The sequence below is a fragment of the Nibrella saemangeumensis genome (genome assembly GCF_039541915.1).
GTDB lineage: Bacteria > Bacteroidota > Bacteroidia > Cytophagales > Spirosomataceae > Nibrella > Nibrella saemangeumensis.
In genome coordinates, this window is the sequence record NZ_BAABHD010000079.1 from 53,159 (window position 1) to 69,140 (window position 15,982).

General features: G+C 51.0%; 13 protein-coding genes. 6 read left to right on the top strand and 7 right to left on the bottom strand.

Annotation, left to right across the window (positions count from 1 at the left end; all coding sequences use genetic code 11):
* The first annotated feature begins 23 nt into the window (after window positions 1–23).
* The 5 genes from ABD949_RS23185 to ABD949_RS23205 all read left to right on the top strand — a co-directional run bounded on the left by ABD949_RS23185 (window position 24) and on the right by ABD949_RS23205 (window position 7,641).
* Entirely contained in the window at window positions 24–1,202 is a 1,179-nt protein-coding gene (locus tag ABD949_RS23185; RefSeq protein ID WP_345247453.1) for a PP2C family protein-serine/threonine phosphatase, read from the top strand.
* Window positions 1,203–1,357: 155 nt separating this feature from the next.
* A complete protein-coding gene (locus ABD949_RS23190) occupies window positions 1,358–2,782 on the top strand; it encodes a DUF6600 domain-containing protein (protein WP_345247454.1) in 1,425 nt (474 codons plus the stop codon).
* A gap of 145 nt (window positions 2,783–2,927) precedes the next feature.
* Window positions 2,928–3,404: a ligand-binding sensor domain-containing protein gene (locus ABD949_RS23195; RefSeq protein ID WP_345247455.1), complete on the top strand. Its 477-nt coding sequence runs from the start codon at window positions 2,928–2,930 to the stop codon at window positions 3,402–3,404.
* Window positions 3,405–3,483: 79 nt separating this feature from the next.
* A complete protein-coding gene (locus ABD949_RS23200; RefSeq protein ID WP_345247456.1) occupies window positions 3,484–5,355 on the top strand; it encodes a hydroxysqualene dehydroxylase in 1,872 nt (623 codons plus the stop codon).
* Between the two features lie 120 nt (window positions 5,356–5,475).
* On the top strand, window positions 5,476–7,641 hold the full coding sequence (locus ABD949_RS23205) for an ATP-binding protein (protein WP_345247458.1): 2,166 nt from the start codon (window positions 5,476–5,478) through the stop codon (window positions 7,639–7,641).
* A 41-nt stretch (window positions 7,642–7,682) separates the two neighbouring features.
* On the opposite strand, the gene ABD949_RS23210 is transcribed toward ABD949_RS23205, so the two are convergent.
* The 4 genes from ABD949_RS23210 to ABD949_RS23225 form a co-directional block, all read right to left on the bottom strand.
* A complete protein-coding gene (locus ABD949_RS23210; protein WP_345247460.1) occupies window positions 7,683–8,366 on the bottom strand; it encodes a LytR/AlgR family response regulator transcription factor in 684 nt (227 codons plus the stop codon).
* Between the two features lie 22 nt (window positions 8,367–8,388).
* Window positions 8,389–9,921, bottom strand: coding sequence for a sensor histidine kinase (locus ABD949_RS23215; RefSeq protein WP_345247461.1), 1,533 nt, complete (start codon window positions 9,919–9,921; stop codon window positions 8,389–8,391).
* Window positions 9,922–9,994: 73 nt separating this feature from the next.
* A complete protein-coding gene (locus tag ABD949_RS23220; protein ID WP_345247462.1) occupies window positions 9,995–11,479 on the bottom strand; it encodes a serine hydrolase domain-containing protein in 1,485 nt (494 codons plus the stop codon).
* A gap of 179 nt (window positions 11,480–11,658) precedes the next feature.
* The gene (locus ABD949_RS23225) at window positions 11,659–12,462 is read right to left on the bottom strand and encodes a DUF4352 domain-containing protein (RefSeq protein ID WP_345247463.1); all 804 of its coding nucleotides are present in this window, start codon (window positions 12,460–12,462) and stop codon (window positions 11,659–11,661) included.
* Between the two features lie 358 nt (window positions 12,463–12,820).
* On the opposite strand from ABD949_RS23225, the gene ABD949_RS23230 reads away from it, so the two are divergent.
* Window positions 12,821–13,879: a calcium:cation antiporter gene (locus ABD949_RS23230; RefSeq protein ID WP_345247464.1), complete on the top strand. Its 1,059-nt coding sequence runs from the start codon at window positions 12,821–12,823 to the stop codon at window positions 13,877–13,879.
* Between the two features lie 137 nt (window positions 13,880–14,016).
* Here the strand turns inward: ABD949_RS23230 and ABD949_RS23235 are convergent, their stop codons facing one another.
* From ABD949_RS23235 to ABD949_RS23245, 3 genes are all read right to left on the bottom strand, one after another.
* A complete protein-coding gene (locus tag ABD949_RS23235) occupies window positions 14,017–14,652 on the bottom strand; it encodes an MCP four helix bundle domain-containing protein (protein WP_345247465.1) in 636 nt (211 codons plus the stop codon).
* Between the two features lie 128 nt (window positions 14,653–14,780).
* A complete protein-coding gene (locus ABD949_RS23240) occupies window positions 14,781–15,098 on the bottom strand; it encodes a phosphoribosylpyrophosphate synthetase (protein WP_345247466.1) in 318 nt (105 codons plus the stop codon).
* Window positions 15,099–15,173: 75 nt separating this feature from the next.
* Window positions 15,174–15,833, bottom strand: coding sequence for an NADPH-dependent FMN reductase (locus ABD949_RS23245; RefSeq protein WP_345247468.1), 660 nt, complete (start codon window positions 15,831–15,833; stop codon window positions 15,174–15,176).
* Window positions 15,834–15,982: the final 149 nt, after the last annotated feature.

The window sequence follows — 15,982 nt, forward strand, 5'->3', positions numbered from 1 at the left end:
GACTGTTCCAAACTTTAAAGCTAATGGCAATCAAAATTTTAAGCGTTGATGATGAGCTGGACATGGAAATGCTCATCAAGCAAATGTTCAGACCACAGATTCGGGAAAAAAAATATCAGTTCTATTTTGCTCATAACGGAATTGAAGCCTTGGAAATATTGAGGGAGAATAATGATATATCGCTTATTCTGTCTGATATTAATATGCCTGGAATGGACGGTCTGACTTTTTTAACAAAAGTTAATGATCTGAAGGCTCCCTTACTGAAAGCAGTGATGATATCAGCTTACGGTGATATGGACAATATCCGGTCAGCCATGAATCGGGGCGCCTTTGACTTTATTACCAAGCCGATCAAATTTGAAGACCTGGAAATCACCGTAAAGAAAACGATCGAGCATATTGAAATGCTGAGCAGGCTTCAGCATGAACATGATCAATTGCTAGCTATTCAGACGGATCTGAACATTGCTAAAGATATTCAGCAGTCGATGCTCCCCAAGGTGTCCAATCCGTTTATCGAAAGTAAGGCACTTGACCTGCACGCTTTTCTGGAACCGGCGAAGTCTGTTGGTGGCGATCTGTTCGACTACTTTATGATGGATGATGAGCGCTTGTTTTTTATTATTGGCGACGTGTCTGACAAAGGTATTCCGGCCTCTCTTTACATGGCCATCACCAAAGCCATTTTTAAGAGTCATTTCCTTAATAAGAACTGTGGTGATTTTTGTGATGAGGTAAATCAGATCAATACGTTCTTAAGTAGCGATAACCCATCTTTCATGTTTGTTACGGCATTTGTTGGTCTTCTATATGTGAAAACCGGCAGAGTAGAATACATTGATGCCGGCCACGAACCCCCATTGATTATTCGGAAAGGAAAAGGTATCGAAGTGTTGAAAAAGCGGGGGGGCCTGGCATTAAGTATTGATGGCACCTTTACGTATAAATCTCAGGAGCTTTTTCTGGAGCCGGGAGATACCCTTTTTATGTATACCGACGGTGCAACCGACGCCAACAATTCAGCCGGTGAACGATTTGGTCTCAAGCGTATTGAGGAGTTAATCGGGTCAATGGATGATACGGAATCTCCTAAGGTAATTAATGACGTTGTTCGCCAGCAATTGCAGGAGTTTATCGGCTCGCATTATCAGTTCGACGATATTACAGTTCTCACCATTCGCTATATGGGATCTGCTTAGTAGAAGGGTGGCCTTAGCTGGTATTTTCCACAATGAATGTAAAGTAATGAGGTTCTAACCGGGCACATTAAAAAAATGAGTGCTGATTAAACCATTTGCTTTTTGTGCGGTCTAATGGCAGTCCGGGTTTTCTCTATCCCTAAATCCGGCCCAACATGAGAGCGACTCCAACGATAAAACCGATCTGGCTGCTGGTAATCCTGCTGACCGGAACATTTCTCCCGATGCAGGGGGTGGCCCAGCCGGGCTACGGCCAATATGGGCCGGATCCGTACGATTACGACCAGCCATATGGTAACCCATCGGGTGACTTTTACGATGAACTGGCTCCTTACGGACAGTGGATGGATCATCCGAACTACGGCCCGGTGTGGACCCCCAGGGTTGACCGGAATTTTCAGCCGTACGCCACCAACGGGCATTGGGTTGTTACCGAATACGGCAACACCTGGGTGTCTGATTATGCCTGGGGCTGGGGGCCGTTTCACTACGGCCGCTGGTTTTTCGATGACTACTACGGCTGGACGTGGGTACCCGGCAACGAGTGGGGACCGGCCTGGGTAAGCTGGCGGTCAGGTGGTGGCTATTACGGCTGGGCACCGCTGGGTCCGGGCGTTAATATCAACGTAAACATCAACATTCCGGCCCGGCACTGGGTATTTGTGCCGCAGATGTACATCACCAGTCCGCGCTTGTACAACTACTGCGTGCCTCGCCCGCAGGTAGTTCGTATCTACAACAATACGACTATCATCAACAATGTCTACCGGAGCAACAACCGGGCGTATGTGTATGGACCGTATCGTAATGAACTAGAATACGTAACCCGGAGCCGGGTGCCGGTCTACCGGATCGATAACATGAACCGTCCGGGTCGTCCGGTAGTCCGCGATGGCTATGTGGGTCTTTACCGCCCCAGCATCCGGAACAATGGCAATTACCGCTCCAACCGGCGGGATAACAACTATCCCGGCTACGGCACTACCCGGCCAGACAACCGCAGCAATTCCGGTAATCGATATCCTGATACGCCGGACCGGTATTCACGGGGTAATGCCTACCCGGATCCGTATGGCAACAACCGGGGCCGCTCTTCGGTAGACGACTCACCTTCGACAAACCGCGAGTACAACGGAACTTATAACCGGCAGAATTCGCGGGGACAGTATACCCAGCCGGAGGTAGCGCAGCCTTCCGACAACCGCACAAACCCATTTGGTGGCTCACGGGCTGAGCCGAGGAATTATCCTGACCAGTACAACCGGAACCAGGACCGCAGAACGCGTTCCGACGAGACCACAGTTAATCCGCAGAGCCAGGTAGAAAGGCCACGGAGCCGTTTCGAAAACTATGGTGGTTCTATGCAACCGCAGCAGCGCAGTGAAACTAATGATCGGCAGGGGCTCGGCAGTGGCGGTATCCAGGGTGGCCGCCGGGGCGCCGAGATGCCACAACCTCAGGCCAGACCAGACGTACACATCCAGCGTGATCGGCCGCAACCCCAGGTAGAGCAGCCGGCAGCCGGACAATCCAATGAGCAGCCGGGCGGCCTCAGGGGTGGCCGTCGTGGGCCGAATTAACAGCTAGTACATACATAAAGGAAAAGCCATAGTCCGTCTGGATTATGGCTTTTTTGTTATCAACCGAATAATAAATAGCCGCTGCTTTATTTCTCTGGAAATGTGTAACTTAGGATACGTGTTATCCTGACCCGGTTTCCTTTTCATGAAGTTGTTATCTACTTGCCAGCTCCTGTGCCTTAGCATACTGTTGCTATGTATTTACGTGTATAGCCATGCTCAGCCGCTACATTTTGGTCACCTGACGGCACAGCAAGGGCTTTCCAATAACAATGTCTGGTGCATGCTTCAGCACTGCGAGGGCTTTATGTGGATTGGTACATTTAATGGATTAAACCGCTATGATGGCTATACTTTTACCGTATTCAAGCCCGATCCTGATGATCCGGAACATAGTCTGCAACATTACATTATTACTGATATTCATGAAGACCGCCAGGGGCAGCTCTGGGTTGCTAAGTTCGGTGGTGGTCTGAATTTGATAGATAGACAGACCCGCAACGTCACCGCATACGGCATAAAATCCGTTCGGCTTGATCCGTGGAACACCTTAACGTCGATTTATGGGAACAGCGAAGGTATATTCTGGGTCCCGGCAGGTAAGGGCTATATAAAAAATTGATATTTAAAATTTACGGTAATTTGCAATTGAATAAACGGTTATACTTTTTTACCTATCTCAACCTTCTCTCCTCCTCACTATGAAACCGAAAGTTGCTATTCTTGGCGGTGGTGTTGCCGGCATGAGTGCCGCTCACGAACTGGCCGAACGCGGCTTTGCCGTTGAGGTCTACGAACGTCAGCCTGTTTACGTGGGCGGCAAAGCCCGCAGCGTGGATGTCGACGGTACATCCATCAACGGAAGCAAACCCCTGCCGGGCGAACACGGCTTCAGGTTCTTTCCCGGCTTTTACAAACACATTACCGATACAATGAAGCGGATTCCCTTTGCGGGAAACCCAAACGGCGTGTTCGATAATCTGGTCAGCACGGAACGGGTGTTGCTGGCCCGGTTTGGCAAAGCGCCCATTCTCAACCTGGTAAGCTTCCCCAAAAACATGGCAGATCTGCGAACGGCCATCAATGCCATGACTCATGCCGACATGGGCCTGACGGCCTCCGATAAAGAACGATTTGTTAACAAGCTCTGGCAGTTGCTGACCAGCAGCTACACCCGACGCCAGCAGGAATACGAACGCATTAGTTGGTGGCAGTTCATGGAAACGGAGCAACAAAGTAAAGCCTACGAGGAATATTGCGTGGGCGGTCTTACCCACACCCTGGTAGCGGCTCAGCCGAAACTTATGAGCACCAAAACCGGGGGCGATATTCTGCTGCAACTCATACTACTCATGTTTAATCCAGCTGCGAGCACGGACCGGATTTTGAACGGCCCCACTAACGAGGTCTGGCTCTTTCCCTGGCTTCAGCACCTCAAATATATGGGGGTCGAGTATTATCACGGCTATCATGCAACTGAATTCCAGTGCAACCGGAACACCAGAATCATCACCGGCGCGACAGTAATTAATGCCGTTAATGGTGAAAAAAAAGAGGTGAAAGCTGATTATTACATCGCAGCCGTGCCTTTAGAGCGTATGATTCAGCTAATCAGCGATGATATGCTAGCGGTTGACAACTCCCTTGATTTTCTGTGGCACTTGGCCGAGACTAGCCATTCGGTGGATAAACACCAAAACGGCGAAACACCGAAGCCGGTTAAAAGCCTCAACTGGATGAACGGCATTCAGTATTACCTGAACCAGGATGTGCCGATTGATAAAGGACACGTTATCTTCATTGACTCTCCCTGGGCCGTTACGGGCATATCTCAGGCTCAGTTCTGGCCGAATTTTGATTTAAGCCAGTGTTACGACGGTAGCGTTAAAGGCGTATTGTCGGTGGATGTTTCGGACTGGTTCACGAAAGGCTTTAACGGAAAAGCCGCCCACGAATGCTCCTTAGAGGAGATCAAGGACGAAGTTTGGGTACAAATGGAACGAAGCCTTATTGTGGATGGGCGCAAGTTACTGGATCGCAGCATGATTGTTTGGGTTAATGTAGATCAGGATATTACCGTTAAGCAAAAACAAGAAAAGGCGCAAAATGCAGCAGGCCACGTGCTTATCACCTCACCAGCCGACCCTGATACGGATGATGGTACACCTAAGGCTTTGGATAACCACTTTTTTTCCGATCATAATGACGAACCACTTTTGGTGAATGTGGCCAACACATGGAGCAAACGGCCAGAGGCCGCTACCAACATCCTGAACTTCTTTCTGGCTTCGGACTACGTGCGCACCAACACCGATCTGGCCACTATGGAAGGCGCCAATGAAGCCGCCCGCCGGGCTGTTAACGGAATCATTGCCCGCAGCGGGGTTAACGCACCCTATTGCCAGATATGGAAACTGCACGAGCCTGATCTATTAGCTCCCCTACGCTGGCTCGATAAACAGCGGTACGAGAAAGGCCTGCCCTGGACCAACGAAGTGCCTTGGTTGTTTAAGGTGGCTCAGGATATAGGTCACTTAGTGTATAAGGTTAAAGGCAACGTACCCACCTCCTGATTCTTACCGGTATACTTCTCTTCCTGCTTAATCACACTAATTTAATTATACACAGTTGGAACCCGCAACGGTAAGGACTGGATTGAGCGGTTACCCATAATTGTATAATCCACTGCGTCAATGAAAACGCGACTACTAACACTGTTGCTTATCTGGCTACTTCGTTTAACAACGTGGGGCCAATCGGCTGCGGTTGTTCAGCTTGGAAACCTGTCGGAAAAGGGTATAGTGCTGGATACAGGGTGGACGTGGCAGGCTGGTGACGAGTCAGGCTGGGCCGGGCCCTCCTATAATGACCGGCAGTGGAGTCCCATCAACCCAGCCCAAAGCATTCACTCGTTAAACCGCATTCGGCAGGCCGGGATTGGCTGGTTTCGACTGCGACTGCAGGTGGATACTTCACTAGTAGGCAAACCACTCGCATTGCTAGTATCGCAGACGGGCGCTTCGGAGATCTACCTGAACGGTCATTTAATAACCCGGTTGGGAACGGTAAGCCCCAACCCACACACTGAAAAAGCTCGCTTCATTACTAACCAACCTGTTGCTGTTTCGTTCAGCCAGGCGGGTGAACAGGTAATCGCTGTACGATATTCGTTCACAGCGCCTAACTTTTACGTGTTCTTCCCAATGGATGGCTACGCTCTTTGGTGTCTGCGCGTATCCCTTCTTCCGCACGAAGCCGCTGTTACTAGCTACTCCCGTTTTCTGCACTTAATCCTGATTCCTGCCGCCCTGAAAGCCGGAATAACTCTGATGCTGGCCTTGTTTCACCTGTTCCTGTACTTTGGTTACCCAGGCCAACGCGCACACCTTCCGTTCGGCATCTCCATGCTCTTATATTCACCATGGCTTATTGGTCCAACCCTGCTCTATGAATCAACGCTGACTGTATCGCAGGCATTCGGCCTGTTCTGGCTCCTGTATGGGTTCGTAGCTATTGCTGGTATCTTGGGCACATTAGCGCTATATCAGGTTTTCAATCGGCCAACGGATTTCTTTTTCCGCACGCTGATTCTTGGGTATATGCTGGCAACTCTAAGTATGCCCGTTTATGGTCTAGGCTTTGTGCTGGCTTTTTTTACCACCCTGTATCAGGTAGGTCTTTCGCTGCAAACGGCTCTGAAAGGAGTTCGCCAGGGGCAATCCGAAGGAAGAATAGTAGCCATTAATTCTATTATCTGGATGATCTGCCTGGTGTTGGCGGCACTCTCCCCATACTTTTCCGACAATCCTGTCTTAGCCGTTGTTTTCCGGGCGGGCTTCGACTTGTTATCGCCCGTCAGCTTCTCCGCAATTTTGGCGGCCGAGTACGCCCGCACCAGCCGGACACTCCAGATTAAGTTGGCAGAGGTGGAAACACTGTCAAAAAAAACAATTAGCCAAGAGCAGGAAAAGCAGCAGATTCTGGCGCAGCATAACGAAACGCTCGAACGGCAGGTGGTTAATCGTACCCAACAACTACAGGCATCCCTAGATGAGTTAAAGAAGGCTCAGACGCAATTGATTCATCACGAGAAAATGGCCTCGCTGGGTGAACTGACGGCGGGCATTGCTCATGAGATTCAGAACCCGCTGAACTTCGTTAACAACCTGACGGAGGTGAGTCAGGAATTGGTAGGAGAGCTCAAAGAGGAAGAAGATAAAGCCAATCCAGACCCCACACTTCGGAAAGAACTGCTCATTGACCTAGAAGAAAGTCTGCAAAAGATTACCCACCATGGCAAACGAGCCGATAGCATTGTCAAAGGCATGCTTCAGCACAGCCGGTCTAGTAGCGGAGAGAAGCAGCCTACGGACCTCAACAAACTAGCAGAGGAGTACCTGCGGCTGGCCTATCAAGGATTACGGGCTAAAGACAAGAGCTTCAATGCTGACCTGCGGCTCAACCTTGATCCCAATTTAAAACTGGTAAACGTTGCTCCACAGGAAATAGGCCGGGTACTGCTGAACATCTATAACAACGCTTTTTATGCTACCCAGGAGAAGTTGAAGCAAACCGGTAAGGCCGGGATTGTGCTCGACTATCAACCACAGATTGAGATAACTACCCATAAAGGTAACGGTCAAGTTGAATTGCGAATAAAGGATAATGGTACCGGCATCTCTCCGGAGGTCATCAACAAGATCTATCAACCCTTCTTCACCACCAAGCCAACTGGTCAGGGAACAGGGCTTGGCTTGTCGCTCAGTTATGATATAGTAACAAAGGGGCATGGAGGTGAAATGAGGGTTGAGTCTACGCCCGGAGAATTTACTGAATTTGTCGTTAGCATACCGTCATAAATTGCTAAACGGATAATTGGTGGGACAAAATTTGTAATAGACTATTTGTTCAGCATGGCCACAAGGTTCTGCCGGTAGGCTTCGCTGATAGGGATCCTTCGGTTGCTAACCGTGACCTGGTGCCGTTCCATCTTGTCGATTTTGCTGATCGCCACCACGTAGGACCGGTGTACTCGCACGAACTTTTCCGACGGAAGCAGGTTTATGGCTTCTGCAAACGTGCTGCGGGATTGCACATCGCTGCCGTCTTTCAGGGCGAACGTTACGTAATTGCCGGTAGCCTCCAGGTAGAGGATGTCGTCGACAAACACTTTCTGCTGCTCGTAGCCGGTCTTTACGTACAGGTGGTCGGTTACCTCAGCCGCGCTTCTGGTCGTAAAGAGTTCGTAGGCTTTGTTGCAGGCTTTCAGAAAGCGGGTCAGGGAAAACGGTTTGAGCAGGTAATCCACCGCATCCATGTCGTAGCTGGTCAGGGCATGTTCCGAGTAGGCCGTGGTGAAGATCAGCAGCGGCTTTTTGTTCAGACTGTTGAAGAATTCGATGCCGGAAATGTCGGGCATTTTGATGTCGAGGAACAGCAGGTCCACGCTCTCTTTCTGCAGGTACTCCAGAGCCTTGAACGCATCGGTAAATTCAGCTTTCAGCTCCAGAAAAGGCACTTTAGCTGCGTGTGCTTTAATAATCTCCAGGGCTATCGGCTCGTCATCAATGGCAATGGCTTTCATCGAACGGGGTTACGCAAATGGGTCAGGTAAGCTGGATCGTCAGGTGAATAAAGAACGCGTTCCCGGTTTCCCGAATGAGTAGTTCATGCCGGTTCGGATACAACAGCTCCAGCCGCTGCTTCACATTCGACAGGCCGATGCCACTCTTATCCTTCTCCGGATCATTTACCGGCTTTACGTGCCGGCTGTTATGCACGTCAAAGTTCAGCGTGCCGTCTTTGACATCCAAAGATACCATAATGTGCGATGGCTCCCGCAAACTGATGCCGTGTTTGAAGGCGTTCTCCACGAACGGTATCAGCAGCATGGGGGCGATCTGAACGGTATTGGCCGAGGACCCGGCGTCTATCTGGACGTGGATGGTGAGATTAGGATCGGTCCGCAGCTTCTGCAGGCTGATGTAATTGGTCAGGTATTCTATTTCGCGTGTCAGGGGTATCTTGTGCTGCATATTTTCGTGCAGCATAAAGCGCATCATATCGGCCAGCTTTTCAACGGCCTCGCTTGTCCGCTCAGCGTTCTCCTGTAGGGCGGTGCCATAGATCGTGTTCAGCGCGTTGAAAAGGAAGTGTGGGTTAATCTGGGAGCGCAGAAAATCGACGTTGGCTTCCGACTGCCCCAGTTCCTGCTGTAGGCCCAGCACCTCTTCACTGCCTTTCTGGTAGCGTTTATACAAAATCCAGGACAAGGGTACGGTAATCACAAGCTGAAACATTGTGTTAAACAAGACATAGTTTATAGCGATTTCGGCGTTGCCTGTCATGGGCGTCAGCAGCACAAACAGGAATAGATTGATGATCACCAGCACCAGCACAGTCCGGAGCAGGTACGCCAGGAATGGCCGCGACCGGCCTAAGGCATTTGGAATAAGCCGGAAGAAGGAGAGGGCGTAAACCGGGATGGCCGTCAGCAGGATCACGCTCCAGCCTAACAGAACTTCGCCTTCGGCTTCGGCCATCAGCAGCAGAATCATGCTGATGATCCATAAGCCGAACGCTCCCAAAGTATCTTTTATAACGGTACGTTTCTTTGATTTGACCCCTTCTGCCGGAGTAGCCAGGTAAAGCACCGTGTATTTAAAGGTGGCGTAAATACCAACTATAACGAAGAGCAGTAGGGCAACAAAAAAGCCGTTTGTAAAGATAAAGTCGTTGTAGGCTTCTCTGGTCTCGTAAACCGGTACGAGGTAAGCGTTGAGGTCGCTGTCGGAGATTGCTCTGGCCAGCCCGGCGATCAGGAAAATCAGGGCGGCCAGCAGGATCATCTGCCATACCTTTTCCTTCCGTACCAGGCGGGGAATAATCCGGAAATTGAGCAGCAGAAAGGCCACGTAAATAATTGAATATCGGATAAAGCTGGGAATGTAGTAGTTCTCGTAATAGCTGAACGGCACATTAGCTCGCTCAAATTCGGCTTTGGGGGTATCCTCCGGGTCGGCAAAGATGACATACGCTAAAATAAAGATGGCATACAGCAGGGTGGCTCCCCAGAACTCAGCCTTTTGTACGGTATCCGGGTTGGTTAGGTAACGTTTCAGTCGCGCTGTGCGTGTCATGTGGGTCAATGGCAAATAGGTATTCATTGGATAGGGTTGCTTGAAAGAGAAACAGTTTGATGCCGGCAGATGGCTACGGCTTGCGCAGGGCCGGCGTTACAGTCCAGCGGCCCTCGTGGTGCTTGAAGCCCTGCGCGATTCCATTCGTTACGGAAAAGATTAGCCGGTCGTCGTCATCGACGGTGGGGATAAACGTGTGGTTGCCCTGGTAGAGGAGCCTGTACGGCCGCAGGCCGGCCGCCTGAACATGGAGCTTCCCATTCTCGCCAAATACCCGTATGTCACGCGTCCGAACGGTCGACTGGTACTTGTAGGTACCTTCGTAGCGGGCTACCTCCTGAGCCGTCAGCGGCAGGTCGCGCATGGGGGCATTGAGCGCCGTCCGCGCCAGTTCCTTCACCAGCAGACCCGGGCTTCCCTTGCCGGAGTTGGTCAGGACGGCTACGGTGAGTCCCGCTTCGGGATAATGCGCCAAACCCGACAGGAAGCCATTTACCGATCCACCGTGATAGACCTGAAAATAGCCCCCGATCTCGCTCAACTGAAGACCATACCCGTAACCGAGCGTATCACCGGATTCAAGCACGGTCGGGCTGGTCATCAGTTGCAGGGAGATTGGCGTGACTACCTTTCCGCTGTGCAGCAGATGGGTCCACCGGACCAGATCGCCCACGGTGGAGCATAAGGCACCGGCCGGACCGGGAATAGCCATGCTGATGTAATTGGTATTCGTGAGTTTGTTGCCCTCAAACTCGTACCCTTTCGCCCGGTTCTGAATAATCCGGCGGTCATCGCAGTAGTAGGTATGCGTCAGGCCAAGCGGTTGCAGCAGTTCGTGCTCGACGTATTCGGCGTAGGGCATGCCCGTCAGCCGGCTGATAATCTCGCCCAGCAGGTAATAACCGCTGTTGTTATACTGGTATTTGGTGCCGGGTTCAAAATCGAACGGCTGTTTGCCAAACAGGTTCACCATTTCGGCGTAGGAGAGGTCGAGCCGGAACTCCCGCTGCCGGTGGGCTTTATCAAGCCCGGTATAGCTTCTGATGCCGGATGTATGGTTGAGCAGGTGATGAATGGTGACCAAGCGCCCCTGCACCGGATAATCCGGCAGGTATTTGGTAATAGGGTCGTCGAGTTCCAGTTTCCCGGCTTCGACCAGGCGCATGATGATAGCCGCCGTAAACTGCTTGGTAATGGAGCCAATCTTTAAAACTGCGTCCGGATGCGCGGCCACGCCCATTTCGATATCGGTTTTGCCGTACCCTCTGGCGACTACAATCTCCCCGTCTTTGGCGACGGCGATGGTCAGGCCAGGCACCGTGCCGGCCGACATATACATCCTGGCGAGGGAGTCGGCTACGGCCGCTATCCGCTTCCGGTCCAGTATCCTGGGGGGGATGGGTTTACGAGCCAGATCATTACGCTGAGCGACCAGATTCATGTACGAAGGGAAGCGCTTGTCGCCGGTGGCAGCCGTAATCAACAGCGCGATGGTAAGGAAGAAAGTATAGCTTAAAACCCGGACGAGAGGTAGTGCTTTTACGATGAAGGTTTTCATAAAAAGTCCTGATAATCGTTACTGAATCATTTCTTCAGCAAGATTAAGACGCATAGCTGAGGCCTGAAAACGGGTGTGACGAATCACCGGAAACGTGGGATGAAAACCCATAAACGCAGCAGCGGAGCACCCGATTGGTGGTGCTCCGCTGCGGTAGGTGTATCCTCCGAGGTAACGGCTTATCTCCTCCGGCGCTGTGGGGTGACCTTCTCCTGCCGCTGCTCAAACAGCAGGGAGAGCTTTTCGCCATCGGCGGGGGTAGGGTAGTTGAGCAGGAGGTAAGCGGCTTCCTGCGTCTTGGGCAGGTACACAAAACCGCGTACCGATTCACCCGCCGGCACGGTGGTCGCTTTCAGGGCCAGTTGTTTCCAGCGGTAAGCTTCGTAATCGTAACGCTGCATTTTATCGGCAAAAGAGCCATAGTCGATCATTCGCTTTAGCTGAATAGCCTGGTAGGCGGCATTGTGCGATGTCCGGTTGGTTACCCAGCGGTCGTACGTCTGGTTCCGGCGGGAGGTCGTGGAGGCCACATCGCTGGCGACTACCGCTACCATCAGGACGGTATTGATCACTTTCGCCCGCTTCAATCGTTTTTCTTCCCGGAGCTGATTACGCGCCACCATGTCGGCTTCGTAAGTAGGGTCGGCGGCTGAGCGGATGTACGGCCGGGAGGTATTGGGCCGGGTCAGCGTATCCTGATGGCTGCCGAGGGCGTAGACCGAAAAGTCGGCCGGATTCACCTCAATGGGCTCGTCGGTCTTGTTCTTTACTTCCACATCCAGCACCACATAGTCCATGTCCTGTTTCTCGTAGGAAGCCACCACGACGATACCATCTTTCTCGGCCTTCGTCACTGGCCGACCGTCGAGGGTAATCACATCGCCGGAGACCGGACGAAGCTGGTAAACCGAGGGTGCACAGCCGCTGAGCAGACTCAGCAGGGCCAGCAGCACCAGGGTTGGCGTATAGGTTATCCGTTTCATACTCAAGGATGAAGTTTCTACGAAATTACAAAATCTGATCATCAGGACGAAATTACAGCAACATCGGCCATAAAAAGGTAACCAGCCGTAACGGATTTCGAGCTAGCCTGGTCATCAATACTATAGATGCCAAAGGCTGTAAAAGGGTTGCAAAGGAAAGGTGGAAAAGGTTAGTTCAGGCAACGTAGTTTGCTGAGTTGATCAGGAACTGGTAATTTGGCGGGCTGAGACGTATCAATACCGATGCACAATGTAATGGATGGTGTGTGATTGCAGGGCATCCTTACTGTACCCGTTTGGCTGGTAAGCGTATCGATAGCCAGCCCGGCACCGCAACCATCTTCCAAATCCATAGTACATGAAGAAAATTTTCAACTGGACCTATTTAGCACCGGTGTTTGCCTGGGGTTTGTATTTTACGGCTCCCATCGGCGGCAACCTGATCATCAACCTCCTGGCCGGTTTGTTTCTGATTGGCTCCGTTATGGCCGCCGTGCATCATGCCGAAGTGGTAGCCCACCGGGTAGGTGAGCCATACGGCACCATCATCCTTGCGGTGGCCGTTACCTTATTGGAGGCCTCTATTATTGTATCACTGATGCTGGCGGGTGGCCAGGGGTCGGAAAGCTATGCCCGAAATACTCTGTTTGCCGCGGTGATGCTGATATTAAACGGGATATTAGGGGTCAGTATGATCGTAGGCACTATTAAATATAAAGAGCAAACGTTTGAAACCAAATCGGTGACTATCGCCCTGGTCGGCCTCGTTTCCATTTTGGTGCTTACGCTGGTGCTGCCCAATTTTACCACCAGCGTTGCCGGTCCGCAGTATAGCAAACCGCAGTTGGTGATGGTAACGGTTGCCTGCGTGCTTATTTACGCATCGTTCCTGTTCACCCAAACGGTTCGTCACCGGCATTACTTTATGTCAGACTCCTCAGAGGAGGAAACCATCATTAGCCGGCGGGAAGCCCTGGTCAGTTTGCTGTTGTTGGTTATCTGCCTGGGTGCGGTTATTCTGCTGGCAAAAAAGCTTTCGCCGGTCATTGAAAATGGGATGGTGAGCGCCGGGTTGCCAACCGAATTAGTCGGGGTGGCCATCGCTGCGGTCATTCTGTTGCCGGAAGGCATTGCGGCTGTCCGGGCTGCCACAAAGAACAGGTATCAGACGAGCATTAACCTGGCCTTAGGGTCAGCCCTGGCGAGTATCGGCTTAAGTATTCCCACCGTGGCTATACTCTGTACGGTACTGGATCTGCCGCTTGTGCTGGGCCTTGACCGAAAATCCATGATCCTGTTGGGCCTTTCTATTTTCACCGTTATGCTTTCCCTGAACAAAGGGCGGACGAATGGCTTGTACGGAACGGTGCTGCTGGTGAACCTGATGATGTATATTTTCACCATCATCTATGAATAGAGCCGACGAGAGCCATGGTGCCGGCCTGCGGGATCTTTAACCCGAAGCTGATGAAAAGATGAGTGATGAACGGCAATAAACAGCCTCACGTGGTCTGGAGCCGGGCATCAAACTACATTATTAACCTTTTTGCAGGATTAGAAGCGGTACCAAAACAGACTTAAGGCTATTAACACCACAAGGGCGATCTGTATGGCGGTTAGGACATAGATATAGTTGGATTGGCCCCTCGACTGGCTCAACAGTTCCTCTGCTACGGTCAACTGTAAAGCGGACAGTTCGGTCAGGGTTTGGGCAACCTGACCGAACGCGGTATGCCCGGTTCCGGTAAACAGAACCTGCTGCGCTTTCGGCAGATCGGTCAGAGATTCTGTAAGTTCTCCCTCCAACTGATTATAAACGGTTAGTCGTTGTTTGAGCAATTCCAAACGTTCCGCTTCTTCAGGCGTCAGTTTTGTTTGCCCGAATTCAGTTATCAACGAGTCTATCTGGCGATTTAAACGATCGAGCGCCAACACCACGGTGCCTGCCTGCGGCTTGGTTTTACCCACGCCATACGGTTCGAGCAATAATCTTTTCTGATAAACCTGTGAGGTTAGTTTAGCGATAATAGCCGTCGGAACCAGGCGATCCTTGTAGATGGAGGCCGATGCCTCCTGGATTTGATGAACACTACGGCGGCTCAGGAATATACTGGTCAGGATTAGCCCCAACAGGCTAACAACCGATAAAGTAAGACGTAGGCGTGAAGGTTTGTTACGCGGCTGTTCCATGCAATCAGCGCAATGAGGATTGGGTTAGGTGTTTGCGGTAATTTATTAAAGAAAGAATAATACTCGGCAGACTTACCACGTCAGATTCACAAAGGCTGATTTACCGCTCTCAGCGTACCGTCATTGTATCATGACAGACCTTTATCCCGAACGGTTAGTTTTTGCAGCATCTCGTCGGTCACGGCATCGCTGGAAATGCCATAGCCGTTTACCAGCAGGCCTTTTAAACCATAGCGCTCTGACGAGATGGCGTACAAAATAGCCATATCGGCCGGGTCGCTCGGACCTTCAAACCGGTAAAAATTGTCGACGGTGAAATCGTCCGCAAACAGTTTATACTGACCATTGCGGCATTCGAGGCATTGTTGTAGCAAATTGAAATCTTCTACGTAGCCTTGCTTGCGTAGTTCATTCATGGTTCCGGATAAGGTGACGTAAGGGTTCATTGGTTGGTTTGGAGTCAAGCCGTTAAGGGACACGTTATTGGGCTATTTGTTCCGCTGATCCGGTTGCGTGCCGGTTTACTCCACCCGCTCCGTAACCGCGTCGGTCTGTTCGCCCAGAAACTCTACCCAGGCTTTTTTGATACAAGGGTAATTTTTTGCAGCTTCAACCAGACTCATGAAGGCAAAAAGGTTTGTTCTGAAGCGCTGGGCCAAGGTTTCATCCGCAATATCACCCTCAGCGGTAAACGCTTTATGGGCCATCGCCAGCGAGAACATATTGGGATAAACGCTCGTCCCCAGGTGTTCCAGCGGCATGCGCAACGTCCAGAGTCCACGATTGCCGCCGGCCATACTTGGCGAAGCAGACATCAGCATCGCATGTTTCTCGTTAAAAGGCTGAGGCCGAAACCGGGATGTCCAGTCGATTACATTTTTAAGCAAACCGGGCATAGAACCATTGTATTCGGGCGAAGCAATGATAAACGCGTCATTAGCCAGGATGCGTTTCCGGAGTTCCCGCGCGCCGTCGGGGTGAAAATCATCGACTTCCAGATCCTGGTTCAGGGAAGGGCAATCAAATTCCCGCATATCGGCATAGTCAGCCAGGCCGCCGTTTTCTTCTATCACCCTGACCGCCAGCTTTGCAAGTTGCGTGTTGAGTGACCCTGTCCTCAGTGAAGCAGAGAAGACCAGAATCTTTAGGGGTTCATTTTGCCGGCTTAGTTGTGCGTCCATGATACCTGTTTTGTCATTGCCATAGCTATGTGATTCTCCGCTGAATCCTCTATTTCCTATCCTTTACCCACAAAACAAAGTATTTTTTATAAAATTTATAACTTTTTTTATTTTTCCGTCCTGGTTAATCGGTTGGTGATGATTAACCC

What these genes read in the sequence shown, in the direction of transcription:
- ABD949_RS23210 (WP_345247460.1), bottom strand. Translation starts at nt 8,366, where the DNA reads ATGAAAGCCATTGCCATTGATGACGAGCCGATAGCCCTGGAGATTATT.
- ABD949_RS23225 (WP_345247463.1), bottom strand. Translation starts at nt 12,462, where the DNA reads ATGAAACGGATAACCTATACGCCAACCCTGGTGCTGCTGGCCCTGCTG.
- ABD949_RS23190 (WP_345247454.1), top strand. Translation starts at nt 1,358, where the DNA reads ATGAGAGCGACTCCAACGATAAAACCGATCTGGCTGCTGGTAATCCTG.
- ABD949_RS23220 (WP_345247462.1), bottom strand. Translation starts at nt 11,479, where the DNA reads ATGAAAACCTTCATCGTAAAAGCACTACCTCTCGTCCGGGTTTTAAGC.
- ABD949_RS23230 (WP_345247464.1), top strand. Translation starts at nt 12,821, where the DNA reads ATGAAGAAAATTTTCAACTGGACCTATTTAGCACCGGTGTTTGCCTGG.
- ABD949_RS23215 (WP_345247461.1), bottom strand. Translation starts at nt 9,921, where the DNA reads ATGACACGCACAGCGCGACTGAAACGTTACCTAACCAACCCGGATACC.
- ABD949_RS23245 (WP_345247468.1), bottom strand. Translation starts at nt 15,833, where the DNA reads ATGGACGCACAACTAAGCCGGCAAAATGAACCCCTAAAGATTCTGGTC.
- ABD949_RS23205 (WP_345247458.1), top strand. Translation starts at nt 5,476, where the DNA reads ATGAAAACGCGACTACTAACACTGTTGCTTATCTGGCTACTTCGTTTA.
- ABD949_RS23235 (WP_345247465.1), bottom strand. Translation starts at nt 14,652, where the DNA reads ATGGAACAGCCGCGTAACAAACCTTCACGCCTACGTCTTACTTTATCG.
- ABD949_RS23200 (WP_345247456.1), top strand. Translation starts at nt 3,484, where the DNA reads ATGAAACCGAAAGTTGCTATTCTTGGCGGTGGTGTTGCCGGCATGAGT.
- ABD949_RS23185 (WP_345247453.1), top strand. Translation starts at nt 24, where the DNA reads ATGGCAATCAAAATTTTAAGCGTTGATGATGAGCTGGACATGGAAATG.
- ABD949_RS23195 (WP_345247455.1), top strand. Translation starts at nt 2,928, where the DNA reads ATGAAGTTGTTATCTACTTGCCAGCTCCTGTGCCTTAGCATACTGTTG.
- ABD949_RS23240 (WP_345247466.1), bottom strand. Translation starts at nt 15,098, where the DNA reads ATGAACCCTTACGTCACCTTATCCGGAACCATGAATGAACTACGCAAG.